A 17,872-nucleotide genomic window follows, 5' to 3' on the forward strand; every position below is an offset into this window, starting at 1 on the left:
TATCAAATGAAAATTATTGAAGGTAATAAGTACGCACCGGGCAAAAAATTTGCCATTGTCATTTCTCGTTTTAATGACTTTATTGGTAGCAGCCTACTTGAAGGTGCTGTTGATGAGCTAAAACGTACCGGTGGTGTATCTGATGACGACATTACTGTGATTTATGTACCGGGTGCAGTTGAATTACCTTTAGCGGCAAAACGCGTTGCGGCAAAAAAAGAGTATGATGCAATCATCGCTTTAGGCGTAGTGATAAGAGGTGGAACACCACACTTTGACCTAGTTGCTGGCGAGTCAAACAAAGGTCTTGCGCAAGTATCACTTGAGTATGATATACCGGTTGCATTTGGCGTATTAACCACTGAAAGCATTGAACAAGCTATTGAGCGCGCAGGTACCAAAATGGGTAACAAAGGCGGCGAAGCTGCTTTGGGTGCGCTTGAAATGGTTAATGTGTTAGATAAAATTTAAGTTTAAGGAATTTTTGTGAAACCAGCAGCAAGACGTAAAGCACGTATCTTAGCACTTCAAGCCGTTTATTCTTGGCAATTAAGCGGTAATGCAATTGCCGACATCGAGCAACAAATGTTGATCGAAAACGACGTTACTAAAATTGATGTTGAATACTTTAAAGATTTAGCCTCAGGTGTAGCTGTAAATTACAAGCTACTTGATGAATCAGTATCACCTCATTTAACGCGTCCATTTGATGACTTAGATATGGTTGAGCGAGCAATTTTACGTTTAAGCAGCTACGAACTTAAGTTCCGTGAAGATGTACCTTATAAAGTTGCTATCAACGAAGGTATTGAGCTTGCCAAAATATTTGGCGCAGAAGACAGTCATAAATTTGTAAACGGTGTACTTGATAAAGCTGTAAAGCATTTACGCAAGTAATAGTATTTTTCTCTGATTTTGCTTTCAGAGATTTACTTTATATAACCGTTAAAAGGAGAGCCGGCATAGGTCGGCTTTTTTGTGTATGAAGGAATTTGAATTAATTAACCGCTACTTTAAAGGTCGCGGTATTTCTCGTCGTGATGTTAACCTAGGTATAGGGGATGATTGCGCGCTTGTCACTGTTCCACAAAACTGCCAACTTGCAGTCACAACCGATACTTTGGTTGAAGGCGTGCACTTTTTTGAAGATATTTCTCCTCGCGCATTGGGGCATAGAGCGCTTGCTGTTAATTTAAGTGATTTAGCTGCAATGGGTGCTGAACCTACGTGGGTATCTGTTGCACTAACGTTACCGACAATAGATTCTCAGTGGATTGCAGAATTTACTGAAGGCATGCATGAAATTGCAGAATACTTTAATGTACAAATTATTGGTGGTGATACCACTCAAGGGCCACTCACCATTACTATTTGTGCAAAAGGTACCGTGCCGGAAGGTAAGGCACTTCGTAGAAGTGGTGCAAAAGTAGGTGATTGGATTTATGTTACGGGTCCTTTAGGGGACGCGGGTCTTGCTATTGAAGCACGTAAGCAAGGTATTAATATAGATCCTACGCATTTAGAATACTTAAACAATCGATTTGACTACCCAACACCGCGCGTTGCTGCGGGTCAGGTCATCCGTGGGCTTGCAACGTCAGCTATTGACGTATCAGATGGATTACTTGCCGATTTAACACATATTCTTGAAATGTCCCAAGTAAATGCAGAGATTAATGTTGAGAGTATTCCTACATCAGAGGCAATGAAAGCAAGCTTAGATTTTAATAAGCAATTACCGTTTATTCTTAGCTACGGCGATGACTATGAATTAATTTTTACTGTTCCCGATAACAATAAAGGTATGCTTGATTTAAAGCTAAGCCAATATGGTGTGGATATTACCTGTATTGGGCAGATAAAAAGTGGTAACGGTAAGATTGAGCTTTTACAAAATGGTGAAATGTTTAACTTTGAGCAACAGGGCTTTGAGCATTTTACAAAGGAGCAGGTTTGAATAAGAACCGATTATTTAACTTAAAACGCCCACACCAGTTTTTTGGTTTAGGGTTTGGTACTGGTCTTGCACCAAAAGCGCCGGGTACATTTGGCACATTTGCAGCATTGCCATTTATATTTATAACAATGCATTATCCAATCTGGTTACAAATAGTATTTGCAGTTGTGATCAGTGTCTTTGGTATTTGGGCATGCGGTAAAACAGCTGATGATCTGGGTGTGCATGACCATCCTGCTATTGTGTGGGATGAAGTCGCTGGCTACTACATCACCATGATAGGTGCAGCATTAAATTGGCAAACTTTATTAGTTGGCTTTTTACTTTTTCGCTTTTTTGATATTGCAAAACCAGGCCCGATTCGTATGTTAGACAAACGCGTACATGGTGGCTTTGGGATTATGGCGGATGACGTGTTAGCGGGTATTTTTTCATTGATTTGTTTGCAAGCATTAATAAAAGCAGGTTTACTACCCTTTTAGTGTTTATATTTGATTAGTTTAACTAGGTGGCAGCGTATGATGCGATTTTTACTGGTGTGTGTACTGATGTTGTGCGCAATGCCAAGTGGGGCTTCAATTACTGACTATGTTGTTAAACAATGGAATATTAAAGACGGCTTACCGTCACAATCATTAAAAAGCGTAGTGCAAGATCAGCAAGGCTACATTTGGCTAGGCACACAGTTTGGTTTGAGCCGTTTTGATGGCACTACGTTTACAAACTACAATACCCAAAATAGCGCTTTTTTACCAAGCAATGGCATTAATAAGCTTTTAATCGATTCGAATGGATTACTTTGGGTTGGTACTAGAAGTGGTTTAGTGGTTATTAATCCAGCGACCTTTGCAGCGCAGGCATTTAACATTAAAGGCCCTGTAAGGGATATTCTAGAAGACTCCAAAGGGGGCACTTGGATAGCCGCAAACGGGTTATATTACGTTGGTCGTGGTCAAGTTAACTTACGCGGTCAGTCTAAAGCTATTTTACCAACGGCTAATGCAACCGTTATAACTCAAATAGTGGGTTCAGTGAGCCAAATGGCGCTTTCGCCAGAAGGTATTTGGCTTGTAAACGATCGTCACTTGTTACGCTTAACTAAAAACTCCTCCGATTTTGCCAAACTGCGTTTAGAGCTTACTGCTAAAATATCGTTACCCGAGCGTTTAGCTCAAACGATCGTACATGATCTTGCATTTTTAAATGGGAATTTATATTTAGCTTCGGAGCTAGGCGCTTACTTTTTAGATTTAGACGACGAGCTAAGGCCCTTTCCACTACCCAACGCGAATAACTCTGCTGTGTATAAATTTATGAGTGACAGCGATGGTGGTTTATGGATTTCCACTTATGGGCGCTTGTTATTCAGAGATAAATCCAGCCAATGGCAATGGGTTGAGCCGAGCCAGCTAGATCAAAGTATTTGGTTTGCTGATATTTTTAGAGATGATAAAAATAATATTTGGTTAGCAAGCTTCAGTGAAGGGTTGTGGCTTGCTCACGAAGGGCGAGTAGAGAGGCACGCTGCTGTTTCACAAATGACTGAAGCGGTTATGGCGCTGAGCCAAGCTCCAGATGGTAAATTATGGGTCGCTAATAAAAGTGGTGTTGGTTATTTTGACTTGAATAAAAGTTATATTAACTTAATTCCAAGTAGTCAGTATGGGCGTGCCTCAGTACACGATTTACAGTTTGATGGAGAACGCGTATACATCGCCACAGGGCGAGGGTTGTTCGTATACGAAGACGATAAACTCTATAGTGTGCCTGGGCGTGCACTGCGTGATAATCCCGTTTTTGCTATAAGCCGCTCTAGTAAAGGCGGGTTTTGGATTGGCACCGGCCGTGGGCTCTACAGGCTCAACTTTGCAGGTTTAACTCCCTTTGCTTATAACGCCTTTTTAGGCAGTAAATTTATAACTTATGTATTAGACAAAGGAAACTTTGGTGTCATAGGTACCAGTAAAGGTGCGTATTACTTTACTGATCGCGGTATCGAAAAGGTCGGGGATCAAACTTCACTTGAAAGTGCTTATATTACAAGTGTTTTGCATATTGATGGCGTGGGTATTTTAATAGGCTCGCTTAATGATGGATTATTTTACCGAAGCACGCAGGGCCAATGGCGACAGCTTGATGCCGCAAATGGGTTACCGTATGGCTCTATATTTAGCTTAGAGTACGACGAAAAATTAAATAACGTGTGGGTGAGCACCATGAAAGGTGTTTACAGAATGCCAGCGGCGCAGTTCAAAACAAACATAGAAAGTTTAAAAGTAGAAGAGGTGATTTCGTCATTCGATCGCCAGCTTGACGGCAAAGCAAACCAGTGTTGTAGTGGTTTAGGCCATGATGCAGTTGTCAATATGGGCAGCTCAATGTGGTATCCGAGCCTACAAGGTGTTGTTGAGATCCCTAAAAATGTAGAGCTATTTGGGGTGCTGTCGTTAAAACCAACTATTGAAACAATTACAACTCCTGAGCGTAATTTAACAACGGCTGCGCTAGGTAAAAAGCCGACTTTAGAAACTGACGAGCGAGACATAACACTAACCTATACGGCGATAGACTATTACGCGCCAAACAGTATTGAGTTTAGGTATCAGTTAAGTGGTTTGGACAATGATTGGCGTTATGCAAACACGCGCCGCGAGGCTATTTATACCAATTTACCAGCTGGGGCATTTTTATTTCAGTTAGAGGCAAAACGCCAAGGTGAAGATTGGTCAAAGGCGCAATACGTAGAGTATGAGTTTATTGTGCCAGAGCGGTTTGATGAAACGATTTACTTTAGATTACTGATCACCAGTGGCTTTATTTTACTTCTTTACTTAGTATTTTGGGTGCTTAAAGCACAAGAACGCAGAAAACAAGAAGTGCTTGAAGGTTTAATTACAGAGCGTACGTTAGAGCTTCGACAAGCGAATGATAAGCTTGGGCAAGTTAACTCACAACTTAAACTTGTAAGCCACTCCGATGAGCTTACAGGCTTGCGTAGCCGTCGTTTCTTGTTTGATCAATTACCAAAAGATATTGAGCATTTTCAACGTAATTCACAGTCATTACAGGCCCAAGGGAAATCACTTGTACTGGTTATTATTAATTTAGATAACTTTAGCCGTATAAATGATGCCTTTGGGCCAATTGCAGGTGACAGCTGTTTGCAGCAAATGGCTGCGCTATTAAACTCGCGTACGCAGGGCTCTGACTACGTAGCGCGCTGGAGTGGTGATGAGTTTTTATTACTTTTACGTGACTTTAAGTGCAATAAAATAGACAGTTACTCTTCAGAGCTTTGTAAAGCGATTGCAGAGTACTCTTTCCAATTACCTAACGGAAATATGACAAATATAACAGCCTCAATTGGTTGGTCTTTCTACCCATTACCGTTACTTGGTGGGCAAGTAATTAGTTGGGAAACCTCTATTAATTTAGCTGACATTTCGCTTCATCAAGTTAAAAAACGCGGTGGTGACGGTGTAGCGCATATTACTTTCGACGAGCAGCTAGATGCATTTGAGTTTGAACAAAACTCTAATGTAGAGCAGCAACTGGGTATGCTACAGAAAAATGGTTTGGCCGATATAAAAGTGTGGATGCGATAATACCTGACCAAAGTGATTGGTCAGGTATGGTGAGGTTAACGCTATTGATTAAGCCAAGCTGGTAATATTGCAACTGACTCAGGTGCCGTAAATGCTGTGCTTGCATCGGCGCTAATATCACCGCCGGCAATACTTAAAATATTGTTAAAACGCATAACTACATTATTTGATTTTTCAGCTACGTATAAATCTGTCCCGGTATACATAATATCGACAGGGTTACCCAGTAGGGTATTTGGGCCGCTAATCGTGGTGCTGATGTTTACCAACCCCGATGCCATTGCCACGTTATTTAATACATATATTTTTCCATCGTCAGCAACCGCGGCGCTACCCACATCAGAGAGAATTAACGAGCCACTAAGCGAGTCGAAATCGATGCCATGTATATTGCTTGGCGCTTCTACCGCGGTTCCAGCATTAGCAGGCGTTATAAGCCTATCTTCAACAGCAATATTTACATTTCCAGCCATAAGCTTGCTTTTGACTTCGTCGAATACAGCAACGGTTCCATTTGTGAGTGCGACAAAAGCACGGTCAGTATTTACATCGTAATCAACGTCCCAAGGACGCGCACCGTTAGCAAAAGTAAGGGTCATTAATGGGCTTGCATCTCCTGTGGTACACGTTGAAAATATTGAGATACTTGGCGTATCTGCGTTATTTTCTGCAACCAAAATCATACCGCTATCAGAAGCTACATCAAGACCTTTAGGAGATATAAGGCCTGTATTTGCTCCAGTAATAATACTGTCTTGGTTTGTATTATACGTTTGTCCATCTCTGTTTATTGCCACCTTATTTGAAATAGCAATACCGCCAATAGAGGTTGTACTGTTATCGAACGTTGTATAGCTATTACCTGCTTTATCAAAAGTTACACTCTCGATAGTTTGACCCGCATTATAGTTGCCAATCTCTGTGCTAAGTTGTGAACTTAATCGACTAATTTGCCCAGTTGTTTCACCTGTAGTACCCGGATTACTGCTAACAGCAACCCCAAGTAGCGCCATATTAGCGGTATCACTATCTGAAATATCAGCCATTTCATTTTGCATACCCAGTTTGGTAATTGACTCAGGTTTAATAGTTGAAGTGATTAAGTCAGGAGTAATATCGCCGCTTTCACCTGAAAAAATATTGCTAAATACAAGAACAGCATCATTTGATTTTTCGGCTACACGCAAGTCACTCCCTTCAAGGCTAATATCAACCGGGTTACCAAGCATTGTTGCTGGGCCGGCAATACTGCGTGCAACGCTCACTAAGCCATCTGCGGTTGATGCATTATTGATTACAAATAACGAACCATCGGTTGCATCTGAGGCACTGCCTACATCAGATAAAATAAGTTTATTAGTATTTGAATCATAAACAATGCCATGAATATTTACAGATATTTGCGTACCATCATTATTGCTAGGGGTAATTGTACGACTTGGCATAGCGGCAAATTCACCACCAACAAAATTATCGTAAACGGCTACATCACCATTTGTAAGTGCTACATACAGACGGTCATTTGTTTCATCATAATCAACATCCCACGGTGCAGCTTCTGTTATGGTTGTGCCTAATGGCATTGCGTTACCCGCGGCTGTAGCGCCAAAAGTCGTTACCTGCATCGCGCCAAAGTCAGCAATAAAAATAAGGCCACTTTTTTGTGCAACGGCAATTCCTTTAGGGTTTACGAGCGTAGTGTTAGCACCTGTTATTTCGCGATCAGTATTTGCATCATAGCTGCTGCCATCAGCACGGTTAGCAAGCTGACAGATAGTTTTAATACTGCCACTTTCGCTGTCGCTTGCTTGTAATAAATTACCTAAGCTATCAAAAGCGACGCCTTCGTTAGCTGTTGTGTTAAAAGTTTTTAATTTAGAAGCGCTTTGGTCAATTAAATCAATGGTACCCGTGTTGGTTTCTCCATTGTTTGCCAAAATAAATGTGGCTGATGCAAAGCCTGGGTTGCCATTTGTTCCATCGGTACCATTTTGTCCGTCGGTGCCTGCAATACCATCTACGCCGTTTTTACCATCGTCTGAGCTACAGCCTGTAATGCCGATTAATACTGCAAGTGTTAACGCTGAAAAACTAAGCGTGTGTTTCAATGTGTTTTTTTGTGCTGTATGAGTTGTTAAATTAGCATTATTCATCATTTTTACCTTTTAAATATTCCATTAAATTTAGGTAAATAAAGGGCTTGCTTATAAAGCACAGACTAAGCAGCACTGATTATTTACATGTTAACCTCACAGGAATAACGGCTTAAAAGTTAAATTGGATGCAAAAAATAATGATAAAAACGAAAAAGGAGCCAACAGGCTCCTTTTTATAAACAGTTAAAATAATTAACTAAGCAGTAAATGACCTTATTGAACTTAAAATACCTTGCTCGCCTAAGCCCATTTCATCGTGCATTTCGTCTTGCGTGCCGTGCTTAATAAACTCATCAGGAATACCTAAGTTAAGTATTTTAACATTGGCCTGCTGGCTAGCTAAGTATTCGTTAACCGCAGAGCCTGCACCACCGGCAATGGCATTATCTTCAAGTGTAACAATTACATCATGATTTTTAATAATGTCGTTTAACAGTGAAGTATCAAGCGGCTTTATAAAGCGCATGTTAACAAGCGTTGCATTAAGTTCATTTGCAGCAAGTTGTGCGTTTTCAAGCAATGTACCAAATGACAAAATGGCAATCTTTGAACCTTCTTTTACTGTATTTGCTTTACCAATTTCGAAAAGTTGCATATCGCTTTGAATATCTGCCGTACCAGCGCTTCCACGAGGGTAACGAACAGCAACCGGGCAATTAGCTTTGTAACCGGTGTACAACATTTGGCGGCATTCATTAGTATCGCTAGGTGCCATAATAACCATATTAGGAATACAACGCATAAAGCTGAGATCGTATGCGCCTTGATGTGTTTCGCCATCGGCACCAACAATACCTGCTCGGTCAATGGCAAATAATACAGGGAGGTTTTGTAATGCAACATCGTGAATGAGCTGATCGTATGCGCGCTGTAAAAAGCTTGAATAGATAGCAACAACAGGCTTTAAGCCTTCACATGCAAAACCTGCGGCTAGAGTTACAGCATGTTGTTCAGCAATTGCGACGTCAAAATACTTATCAGCATGTTCTTTTGAAAAGCGCACCATGCCCGAGCCTTCACGCATGGCAGGAGTGATAGCCATTAACTTATCATCTTGCTGCGCCATGTCGCATAGCCAGTCGCCAAATACTTTTGAAAAAGTAGGGGCGCCCGGTTTTGATTTAGGCAAGCTAGATGTGTTTGGATCAAATTTAGGGACGCCGTGGTAACCAATAGGGTCGGCTTCAGCTGGCTTGTAACCCTTACCTTTTTGCGTTTTTATATGAAGAAGTTGTGGGCCTTTTAAATTACGCATATTACGTAATGTATCAACCAGCATGTTTACATCGTGCCCATCAATTGGGCCAATATAATTTAAGCCAAGTTCTTCAAAAAACGTACCAGGGATAACCATGCCTTTAAGATGTTCTTCCATTCTGCTGGCAAGCTCTTTAACAGGCGGTACGCCAGACAGTAACTTTTTACTTCCTTCGCGAATGTTGGTGTAAAAGCTACCAGATAGAATACGCGCAAAGTGGTTGGTTAATGCGCCAACGTTTTCTGAAATCGACATTTCGTTATCATTTAGAATAATAAGCATGTCTGATTTTACATCGCCTAAATGGTTCATCGCCTCAAATGCCATACCCGCAGTAATAGCGCCATCACCAATAACTGCAACCGTTTTACGCCCTGCGCCTTCTTTTTGCGCAGCAATTGACATGCCCAAAGCTGCAGAAATTGAGGTGCTAGAATGGCCAACACTGAATGTGTCGTAGTCGCTTTCATCTCTAAATGGAAATGGGTGCAGACCATCCTTTTGGCGAATAGTATGCATTTGGTCGCGGCGACCCGTTAAGATTTTATGCGGGTAGGCCTGATGTCCAACATCCCACACTACACGATCTTCTGGTGTGTTATATACATAATGAAGTGCAACTGTAAGCTCAACTGTGCCTAAACCAGACGCTAAATGACCGCTACTTTGCGATACAGAGTTAAGTAAATACTCACGTAGCTCATTGCTAAACTCGGGAAGTTTATCTTGCGCTAAGTCTCGTAATTGAGCTGGTTTGTCAACCAAGTTAAGTAATGGATACTTGCTACTATCAAGTGTCATGGCTTTTTTATATCCTTCGATCACATTCGCTTTCAAATGGGAGTGAACAACGAATGTTAAGTAATAATGTCAGTGCTATTTGCAATACGCTTAAACTGTGACTAGTGGTCACGTTCAATAAGGTAATTTGCTAGCGACGCAAGAAGCGTAGTATCTGCATCAATAAGTGCTAACGCTTCGTGGGCTTGTGTTATTAAATTTTGCGCCTTTTCTTTAGCGCCTAGCATACCTAATAACGCCGGGTATGTCGCTTTATTCGCTTCTATATCCGAGCCTTGTGGTTTACCTAGTATAAAGGTGTCACCTTCCACGTCTAAAATATCGTCGTGTACTTGAAATGCCAGCCCTATAGCATACCCAAAAACGCTCAAGTTTTCTAAAGTTTGTTCATCTGCTTTTTCACTGCACAGTGCACCTAGTGTTATAGCACAGTTAATTAGTGCACCGGTTTTTAACTTATGGATGCGCTCAAGCTGTTGTACAGAAACAATTTTGTCAGTTGCGGCAATGTCTAAACCTTGTCCTGCAACCATCCCTTCAATACCTGATGCATGTGCAAGTGCAGCAATCATTTTTACTTGTGATTGCGCTGAGCAATTAAAGTTATGTGTGGCTATAAGTTCAAAGGCGAGAGTTTGTAATGCATCACCCGCTAAAATGGCTTGCGCTTCGCCATACACAATATGGCAAGTGGGGTAGCCGCGGCGTAAATCGTCATCATCCATAGCTGGTAGGTCGTCATGTACTAATGAATAACTATGAATGCATTCTATGGCTGCAGCCAAAACGTCTAAGTCACTTTTTTTAGCGCCTAGCATTTCACCAACAGCGTACACCAAAAAAGGGCGCAGCCTTTTTCCACCATTAAATAAGCTGTAATGAGTGGCTTCTTTTATTGTTTTATCGCTATCGAGCGGTTGTTCAAAGTAGCTATTGAGTGTAGTAGCTACATCTATTTGAGCACGTTCAATATAGTCTTTTATGCTCACAACTATTCCATATCATTATTAAAGTTTGTAAGTGCTGACTTTTCGCTATTGCCCATTAAAATAGAAACTTTTTGTTCTGCTTGCTGTAGTTTTTCAGATGACGCACCAGCGAGTGCAATACCACGCTCGAACTGCTTTAATGATTGTTCAAGCGATAAATCACCTTGTTCCATTTCACTAACAATTGTTGATAATTCTTCTAGTGCTTTTTCGAAACTTAAGTTTTCAGGTTTTTTAGTCGCCATCTTTATTTCAGCTTACATGATAAATTTAGGAGCCAATTTTAGGGGGAATGCTAAACTAGGTCAAAGGATGATATGAGTTTTTTACATTTAGCGCGATTAATCGCGTGTTAATCAGTGCTATTAGTCAGGAAAACTCGATAATTAGGCAGTGCGCCTAACTTGATATAAAATAATAAATATAACTTTTATGTTTATTTACAAAAATGACTTAAGCAATTCAGTATGTTGCCGATAAGCAGTTAATAATAAAAAGTTTATGATAAGGCATTTAAACATGAAATCTCTGGAGGAAATGTGGATTTAGCAACCATAATAGGGATCCTAGGCGCAATAGGCTTAATTGTCATGTCTATGTTTATGAGTAGTAGCGGTGAAATGGGCATGTTTGCCGATGCGCCTTCAAGTGTAATTGTATTTGGTGGCTCGCTGTTTATTGTTTTATCAAACTTCACTATGTCTCAGTTTTTAGGGATAGGTAAGGTTGTTGGTAAGGCATTCATGTTTAAAATTGAGTCGCCAGAAGAGTTAATAGAAAAAGCAGTAGAGCTTGCGGATTCTGCTCGTAAAGGTGGCTTTTTAGCACTCGAAGAAGCTGAAATCCCAAACCCATTTATGCGTAAAGGCGTTGACATGCTTGTTGACGGTCATGACGCAGATGTTGTGCGCGCTACACTTCAAAAAGATATTTCCCTAACCACCACCCGTCATGAACTAGGTGCTGGCTTATTTAAAGCACTTGCCGACATAGCTCCCGCAATGGGAATGATTGGTACATTGATAGGCCTCGTTGCCATGTTATCAAACATGGACGACCCCAAAGCTATCGGACCTGCAATGGCCGTGGCACTATTGACCACTCTGTATGGTGCATTTTTGGCGAATGTAGTAGCAATTCCGATTCAGGTAAAACTCGAGCTGCGTAAAGACGAAGAAGCGATGAATCAGCGTTTGATTCTTGATGCTATTTTAGGAATTCAAGATGGTCAAAACCCCAAAGTTATTGAAGGTATTTTGAAAAACTACTTGGCTGAGTCTAAACGTAAAGTTGATACCGAGGAGTAACCATGTCTGATGAAGAGTGCAAATGCCCACCCCCCGGTTTGCCTGCTTGGATGGGTACATTTGCTGATTTAATGTCGCTATTAATGTGCTTTTTTGTACTCTTATTGGCATTCTCAGAAATGGATGTACTTAAATTCAAGCAAATTGCAGGTTCTATGAAGTTTGCTTTTGGTGTGCAAAATAAAATCGAAGTTAAAGATATCCCAAAAGGGACATCGGTTATCGCTATGGAATTTACCCCAGGTAAGCCAGAGCCTACACCCATTGAAACTATTCAACAGCAAACCGTTGAAATGACCCAGCAAATGCTAGAGTTTCAGGCTGGTGATGAAAGTTCAGCGGGCGGCAGGCAAGAACAGCGAGGCGATAAACGTGGCGGTGAATCTAGAAGTACCTCACAAGAGCAGTCATCAGAACAAGCAATATCCGCTGCAGATCAAGAGCAAACAAATGAGCTGGTTAAAAAAATAGCGCAGCAGTTAGAAAGGCAAATAATAGATGGTGCAATAGAACTTGAATCATTAGGTCAGCAAATTATTATTCGTATTAGAGAAAATGGCTCGTTTCCTTCGGGCAGTGCTTTTTTACAACCTAAGTTTAAACCGATTATTCAAGACATTGGCGAACTTTTAAAAGACGTACCAGGTGAAATTACAGTATCAGGGCATACAGATGATTTTCAGGTATCAAATGAGTTATACGTAAATAACTGGGATTTGTCGTCTAAGCGTGCAGTGGCTGTTGCTAGCGAATTGCAAACAGTTCAAGGGTTTGATAAGACACGAATGATGGTTGTAGGGCGAGCTGAAACTCGGCCGCTTGTGCCTAACGAGACAAATGAAGACCGACGCCGGAATCGCCGAGTTGAAATATCTATATTACAAGGTAAGGCAAAAGAGTCTGATCCTATTGATGTGAGATAATGCTCAAATTATAAAGCTGGGCTTAATTAGTAGCCCAGCTTTAAGTTTTACAAATTATTACCAGTATCTATCTATTGAACCGACAATAAATCAAAAACTCTCACTCTTTAAAATAGTTATGCTAAACTACTGTTTATATAACCAGTTGTAGGCCAGCACATGAAACTCTACATCGCAGAAAAACCATCACTTGGACGTGCAATTGCAGATGCGCTCCCAAAACCACATAAAAAACACGACGGTTACATTGAAGTCGCAAATGGTGATTGTGTCTCGTGGTGTATTGGCCATTTGTTAGAACAAGCTGAACCTGATGATTACGATGAACGCTATAAAAAATGGCAATTAGAACATCTCCCTATAGTACCTGAGCAATGGCGGTTAAAAGCTAAACCTAAAACTCGTAAGCAATTAACTATTTTAAAAAAGCTAATCAAACAGGCATCAACGTTAGTTCATGCTGGCGATCCCGACCGTGAAGGGCAGTTACTTGTAGATGAAGTGATAGAACAAGCCAAAATAAGCAAAGCTAAAAAGCAAGGTATTCAGCGTCTACTTATAAACGATTTAAACTTAGCTGCAGTTAAAAAAGCGCTTAGTAGTATGCACTCTAATCGGGAATTTATTCCATTAAGTGTATCAGCACTTGCACGTTCACGAGCAGATTGGCTTTTTGGTATGAACCTCACTCGGGCTTATACTTTAGCGGGACAAAAAGCAGGGTTTGGTAATGTACTCTCAGTTGGGCGCGTACAAACGCCAATTTTGGGCTTAGTGGTAAATCGTGACACTGAGATAGCTAATTTTATATCAAAACCATTTTATGAGGTGCTAGCTAGTTTAGTTACTCCTGAGAAGCAGGTATTTAAAGCAAAATGGGTACCGAGTAAAGCTTGCGAACCTTATCAAGATGAAGAGGGGCGAGTGCTAAATAAAGCATTGGCCGAAAACGTGGCTTCGCGTATAACGAATCAAACAGGAGAGGTGACATCGCTTGAACAAAAACAAAAAAAGCAAAGTGCACCTCTACCTTATAATCTATCAACACTGCAAATAGATGCAGCAAAGGCATTTGGTATGGCTGCCCAACAGGTGCTTGATATTTGCCAAACACTTTATGAACGCCATAAATTAATTACTTATCCTCGCTCAGATAATCGTTATTTGCCTAAAGAACATCATTTAGATGCACCTTCAATTTTAAAAGCAATTGCAACTAATGACGGTCAAAAAGTGGAGTTAGTAAATGGTGCAAATGCTAAGCAGCGCAGTAAGTGCTTTAATGACGCAAAAGTAGCTGCGCATCACGCTATTGTACCTACGGCAAAGCAATTAAAGTCAGCTAGCTTAGCCAAGGATGAAGCAAAAGTGTATCAGCTTATTTGTAGGCATTATTTGATTCAGTTTTACCCAGACTATATTTATAACGAAACTAAAGCAGAGGTGACAATTGCTGGTGGGTTATTTAAAGCCAACGCTAAACAAGAAGTCAGTTTGGGGTTTAAGGTATTAATGGGTAAATCAGAATTAAAAGAAGAGGCTACTTTACCTTACCTTGAAAAAGGGATGGACCTGGTATGTACACAAGGTGATGTAGTCGAAAAGCTTACTTCACCTCCCGCTCATTTTACTGATGCAACTTTACTAGGTGCTATGACGGGGATTAGCCGTTATGTAAAAGATCCACATATCAAAAAAATACTAAAAGATACTGATGGTTTAGGTACAGAGGCTACTCGTGCAGGCATTATAGAGTTGTTATTTAAACGGCGTTTTTTAAAGCGTGAAGGCAAAACAATCAAAGCTACCGAAACAGGCCTTGCATTAATTAGTGTTTTGCCTGAAGGTTTAGCAAGTCCTGACTTAACAGCAAAGTGGGAAGCGAGTTTAGGCAGCATTGCTCAACAAGCAATGAGCTACCAACAATTTTTACAACCGCTGCTGGTGGAGCTTGAAGGCTTTGTAATGCAAGCAGCTAATTGCGATAGCCATGTATTTTCAAAACTGCCCCAAACACCGCCTAAAAAGCGTTTTGCCAAGCGCAGTAAAAAAGCACCATTTAAAAAATCTAATTATAAAAAGAGCTCAACAACAGTTTAATGGCTGAGCCCTTAAGTGGGATTTATTTTGTATTAAATAATGCAACTGCCGCATTACTCATGGCTTTTATACCAGTAGGTAAAGCTACTTTATAATCTGGTGCAAATTTACTTGAGTGCAATGAAGGGAGTGTTTCGTTGTTTTTTATTGCTTTTGCGTATTGCTGTTGATTAACACCGCCTAACCAAAATAATGTAATTGGGATATTTTCGTCGGTACGGCCATAAAGACCAAAGTCTTCACCTGCCATTACTGCTTGGGTTTCAACTACGTTTGTGTCGCCTATCGCATTTTTGATAGCACTTCGTACTATATTAGTTTGCGAAGGGTTATTATAAGTAGATGGAATTGATTCATCCTCATGAACTATAACAGCAGGGTAATCACTTTCATCAAGCCCTGCGCTTTGCGCAATACCTGCTGTTATGCGTTTTATTGCAGCAATTTGCGCATTGCGTACATCTGGGTTGTAACTACGCAGTGTAAGTTGCAGTTTCACTTCATCAGAAATAACATTATGTTTAGAGCCGCCATGTATAGAGCCGACTGTTATAACAGATGGTTCTAAAGGTGAAAGTTCGCGACTTGTAATCGTTTGTAAAGCAAGTACTGTGCGTGCAGCAATAACTACCGGGTCAATAGTGGTATGAGGGTACGCGCCATGGCCACCTTTACCTTTTATATTAATATCAACAGAATCCACACTTGCCATGGTGTATTCATTTTTCATAGTTACTTTACCAGCAGGGACACTGGCACTAACATGCAATGCAATAACGTGGTCGGGCTTTGCGTATTTACTAAATAAACCTTCATTTAACATCGCTTTAGCTCCACCTCCAACCTCTTCTGCAGGTTGTGCAACCATCATTAATGTACCTTTCCATTTATTTTTATGAGTAATGAGTTGCTCGGCAGTGCCTATAAATGAGCTCATATGAATATCATGGCCACAGCCATGCATAACACCAACTTTTGCACCATGCTCGTCAACAACTTTTACAGTTGAAGCGTAGGGTTTACCTGTTTGCTCGGTAATAGGCAAGCCGTCCGTATCAGTGCGTATCATAACTGTTGGGCCATTGCCATTCTTAAAAATACCAACAACACCATACCCACCTACATTATCTGTAACCTCGAATCCAAGCATATTAAGCTTGTTAGCTATTTTTTTACCTGTCTTTTTTTCGCTGTATGAAAGTTCTGGCGATTGATGTAAATCGAGGTAAAACTTTTCAATACTAGGCATTGTTTTGTTTAGGTCTAGGTCAAGTCCTTTAGCTTGCAAAAGCGGAGCTGCGAATAAAAATGCAGCGCTAAGGTAAGATAGTTTCATGATTTGCCTCATTAATTGATTATGTATGCCGAGTGATTTAGTTATACGACTTGTATTTATTATGTTAATCACCATATAAAACCCTAAATAGATAAGTATGGCAATCAATTCAATGAGTAATATAGTAAGTATTAATGCACAAAACCTTCAGCAGGTCCTTGGAGAAACATCACAACAAAAATTAGTATTACTTAACTTTTTCTCACCTCAAAGTCCTGATTGTATTGGGCAGGCTGCAATTTTAGATAAAATAGCGGCTGAATATACAAGCCATATAGTAATAGCAAATTTAGATTGTGATGCAGAGCAAGCATTAGCTTCACAATTAGCACAACAGGTTGGCTTACAAACGCTGCCTACGCTTGTGCTATTAAAAGACTCTGCCCCTGTCGATTTGCTTGCAGGTACCCAAACTGAGTCACAAATACGGGAAGCCCTATCTAAGCACTTACCTGCTCAACAGGATTTGCTATTAGAACAAGCTAAGCAGGCTCTACTTAAATCAGACCTCAATGCAGCGTTTAATTATGCAAAGCAAGCATACGAAATAGATAATACTAATGTACGTATTAAATTAGTGCTTGCAGATATTTGTATTCAAATTCACAAATTAGATGAAGCTCAAGCATTAATAGAAACGATTGATTCGCAAGATCAAGATGCGTACTTCAATAACATCAAAGCAAAATGCGAAGCTGCTTTAGATGCAAAAGATTCTCCAGAGATACAACAAAAGCAACAGCAAGTAGATAAGTATCCGAACGATTTAGAACTTAAAGAAGAGCTCAGTGCTTTATTAAACGAGGCAGGAAGAAAAGAAGAGGCATTAGAAGTGCTATTCAAAGTACTACAAAAGGACCTTAACTATAACGAAGCTAAACCAAGCTTTTTAGCTATAATAGCTTCTCTACCAGATGGCGATGCGCTCGCAGCTAAATATCGTAGAAAGCTATACAGTATTTTATATTAAAAGCTGATTATAAGTCCGGCTAAATAAAAGCACCTTTATTAAAGGTGCTTTTTTATTGATGACTCTTAGATGTTAAAGCAGAGAAAATCAGCTTAAAAAGTAAAGTTATACACAGGGTTTTGTGAGTAACTTGTGTTTAGGGTGTGCGCTTGCTTGGGGTGCAATTTAAATCACTTTTTTAGTTAAAAAAGGCTTGCGTTAAATTCGCGGCTCCCTATAATGCGACCCCACTGAGACGGCAGAGCAGGCAACGCTTAGCGAGGCAAGCAAACCACTTAGTGAGTCGAGTAAAACTTGAGTTTAGATTTTTATAAAGTTTAAAATTAAGTGTTGACAAAAATACAGGAAAGCGTAAGATTCGCTTCCCTTGAGTCGCTAAGGCAACTCAAACGCTCTTTAACAATATAAAGCAATCATCTGTGTGGGCACTCGTACAGATTGAGTTCTAACAGCCAAGCTACTTAGGTAGT

The 17,872-nt window shown here is 40.4% G+C and carries 14 protein-coding genes; 9 read left to right on the forward strand and 5 right to left on the reverse strand.

The window, feature by feature from the left end:
- Positions 1-6 precede the first annotated feature (6 nt).
- From ribE to R0J88_RS15165, 5 genes are all read left to right on the forward strand, one after another.
- Positions 7-471 carry a 6,7-dimethyl-8-ribityllumazine synthase gene (ribE, locus tag R0J88_RS15145; RefSeq protein ID WP_006794268.1) on the forward strand — a complete coding sequence of 155 codons (465 nt, stop codon included), beginning with the start codon at positions 7-9 and terminating at the stop codon, positions 469-471.
- 15 nt (positions 472-486) lie between these two features.
- On the forward strand, positions 487-897 hold the full coding sequence (nusB, locus tag R0J88_RS15150; protein ID WP_006794267.1) for a transcription antitermination factor NusB: 411 nt from the start codon (positions 487-489) through the stop codon (positions 895-897).
- A gap of 85 nt (positions 898-982) precedes the next feature.
- Positions 983-1,957: a thiamine-phosphate kinase gene (gene thiL / locus R0J88_RS15155; protein WP_006794266.1), complete on the forward strand. Its 975-nt coding sequence runs from the start codon at positions 983-985 to the stop codon at positions 1,955-1,957.
- Positions 1,954-2,439, forward strand: coding sequence for a phosphatidylglycerophosphatase A (locus R0J88_RS15160; RefSeq protein WP_006794265.1), 486 nt, complete (start codon positions 1,954-1,956; stop codon positions 2,437-2,439). The genes thiL and R0J88_RS15160 overlap by 4 nt, the downstream gene beginning before the upstream one ends.
- A 36-nt stretch (positions 2,440-2,475) precedes the next feature.
- Entirely contained in the window at positions 2,476-5,562 is a 3,087-nt protein-coding gene (locus R0J88_RS15165) for a diguanylate cyclase domain-containing protein (protein ID WP_410900318.1), read from the forward strand.
- Between the two features lie 41 nt (positions 5,563-5,603).
- On the opposite strand, the gene R0J88_RS15170 is transcribed toward R0J88_RS15165, so the two are convergent.
- From R0J88_RS15170 to R0J88_RS15185, 4 genes are all read right to left on the reverse strand, one after another.
- The gene (locus R0J88_RS15170) at positions 5,604-7,715 is read right to left on the reverse strand and encodes a hypothetical protein (protein WP_410900323.1); all 2,112 of its coding nucleotides are present in this window, start codon (positions 7,713-7,715) and stop codon (positions 5,604-5,606) included.
- A gap of 199 nt (positions 7,716-7,914) precedes the next feature.
- Positions 7,915-9,777 carry a 1-deoxy-D-xylulose-5-phosphate synthase gene (gene dxs / locus R0J88_RS15175; RefSeq protein WP_039038405.1) on the reverse strand — a complete coding sequence of 621 codons (1,863 nt, stop codon included), beginning with the start codon at positions 9,775-9,777 and terminating at the stop codon, positions 7,915-7,917.
- Positions 9,778-9,878: 101 nt separating this feature from the next.
- The gene (gene ispA, locus R0J88_RS15180; RefSeq protein ID WP_410900319.1) at positions 9,879-10,766 is read right to left on the reverse strand and encodes a (2E,6E)-farnesyl diphosphate synthase; all 888 of its coding nucleotides are present in this window, start codon (positions 10,764-10,766) and stop codon (positions 9,879-9,881) included.
- 2 nt (positions 10,767-10,768) lie between these two features.
- The gene (locus R0J88_RS15185; RefSeq protein ID WP_006794260.1) at positions 10,769-11,011 is read right to left on the reverse strand and encodes an exodeoxyribonuclease VII small subunit; all 243 of its coding nucleotides are present in this window, start codon (positions 11,009-11,011) and stop codon (positions 10,769-10,771) included.
- Positions 11,012-11,305: 294 nt separating this feature from the next.
- Here R0J88_RS15185 and pomA point away from each other — a divergent pair, with 294 nt between their 5' ends.
- The 3 genes from pomA (at position 11,306) to R0J88_RS15200 (ending at position 15,096) form a co-directional block, all read left to right on the forward strand.
- Positions 11,306-12,073: a flagellar motor protein PomA gene (gene pomA / locus R0J88_RS15190; RefSeq protein ID WP_008132143.1), complete on the forward strand. Its 768-nt coding sequence runs from the start codon at positions 11,306-11,308 to the stop codon at positions 12,071-12,073.
- A 2-nt stretch (positions 12,074-12,075) separates the two neighbouring features.
- Positions 12,076-12,996, forward strand: coding sequence for a flagellar motor protein MotB (locus R0J88_RS15195; protein WP_006794258.1), 921 nt, complete (start codon positions 12,076-12,078; stop codon positions 12,994-12,996).
- Between the two features lie 159 nt (positions 12,997-13,155).
- The gene (locus R0J88_RS15200; protein WP_410900320.1) at positions 13,156-15,096 is read left to right on the forward strand and encodes a DNA topoisomerase III; all 1,941 of its coding nucleotides are present in this window, start codon (positions 13,156-13,158) and stop codon (positions 15,094-15,096) included.
- A 22-nt stretch (positions 15,097-15,118) separates the two neighbouring features.
- On the opposite strand, the gene R0J88_RS15205 is transcribed toward R0J88_RS15200, so the two are convergent.
- A complete protein-coding gene (locus R0J88_RS15205; protein ID WP_410900321.1) occupies positions 15,119-16,432 on the reverse strand; it encodes a M20 metallopeptidase family protein in 1,314 nt (437 codons plus the stop codon).
- 112 nt (positions 16,433-16,544) lie between these two features.
- On the opposite strand from R0J88_RS15205, the gene R0J88_RS15210 reads away from it, so the two are divergent.
- Positions 16,545-17,402 (forward strand): tetratricopeptide repeat protein, encoded by an 858-nt coding sequence (locus R0J88_RS15210; RefSeq protein WP_006794254.1) that lies wholly within the window; start codon positions 16,545-16,547, stop codon positions 17,400-17,402.
- Positions 17,403-17,872 lie beyond the last annotated feature (470 nt).

This window comes from Pseudoalteromonas sp. SIMBA_162, assembly GCF_046535955.1.
GTDB classification, from domain to species: Bacteria; Pseudomonadota; Gammaproteobacteria; order Enterobacterales; family Alteromonadaceae; genus Pseudoalteromonas; species Pseudoalteromonas marina.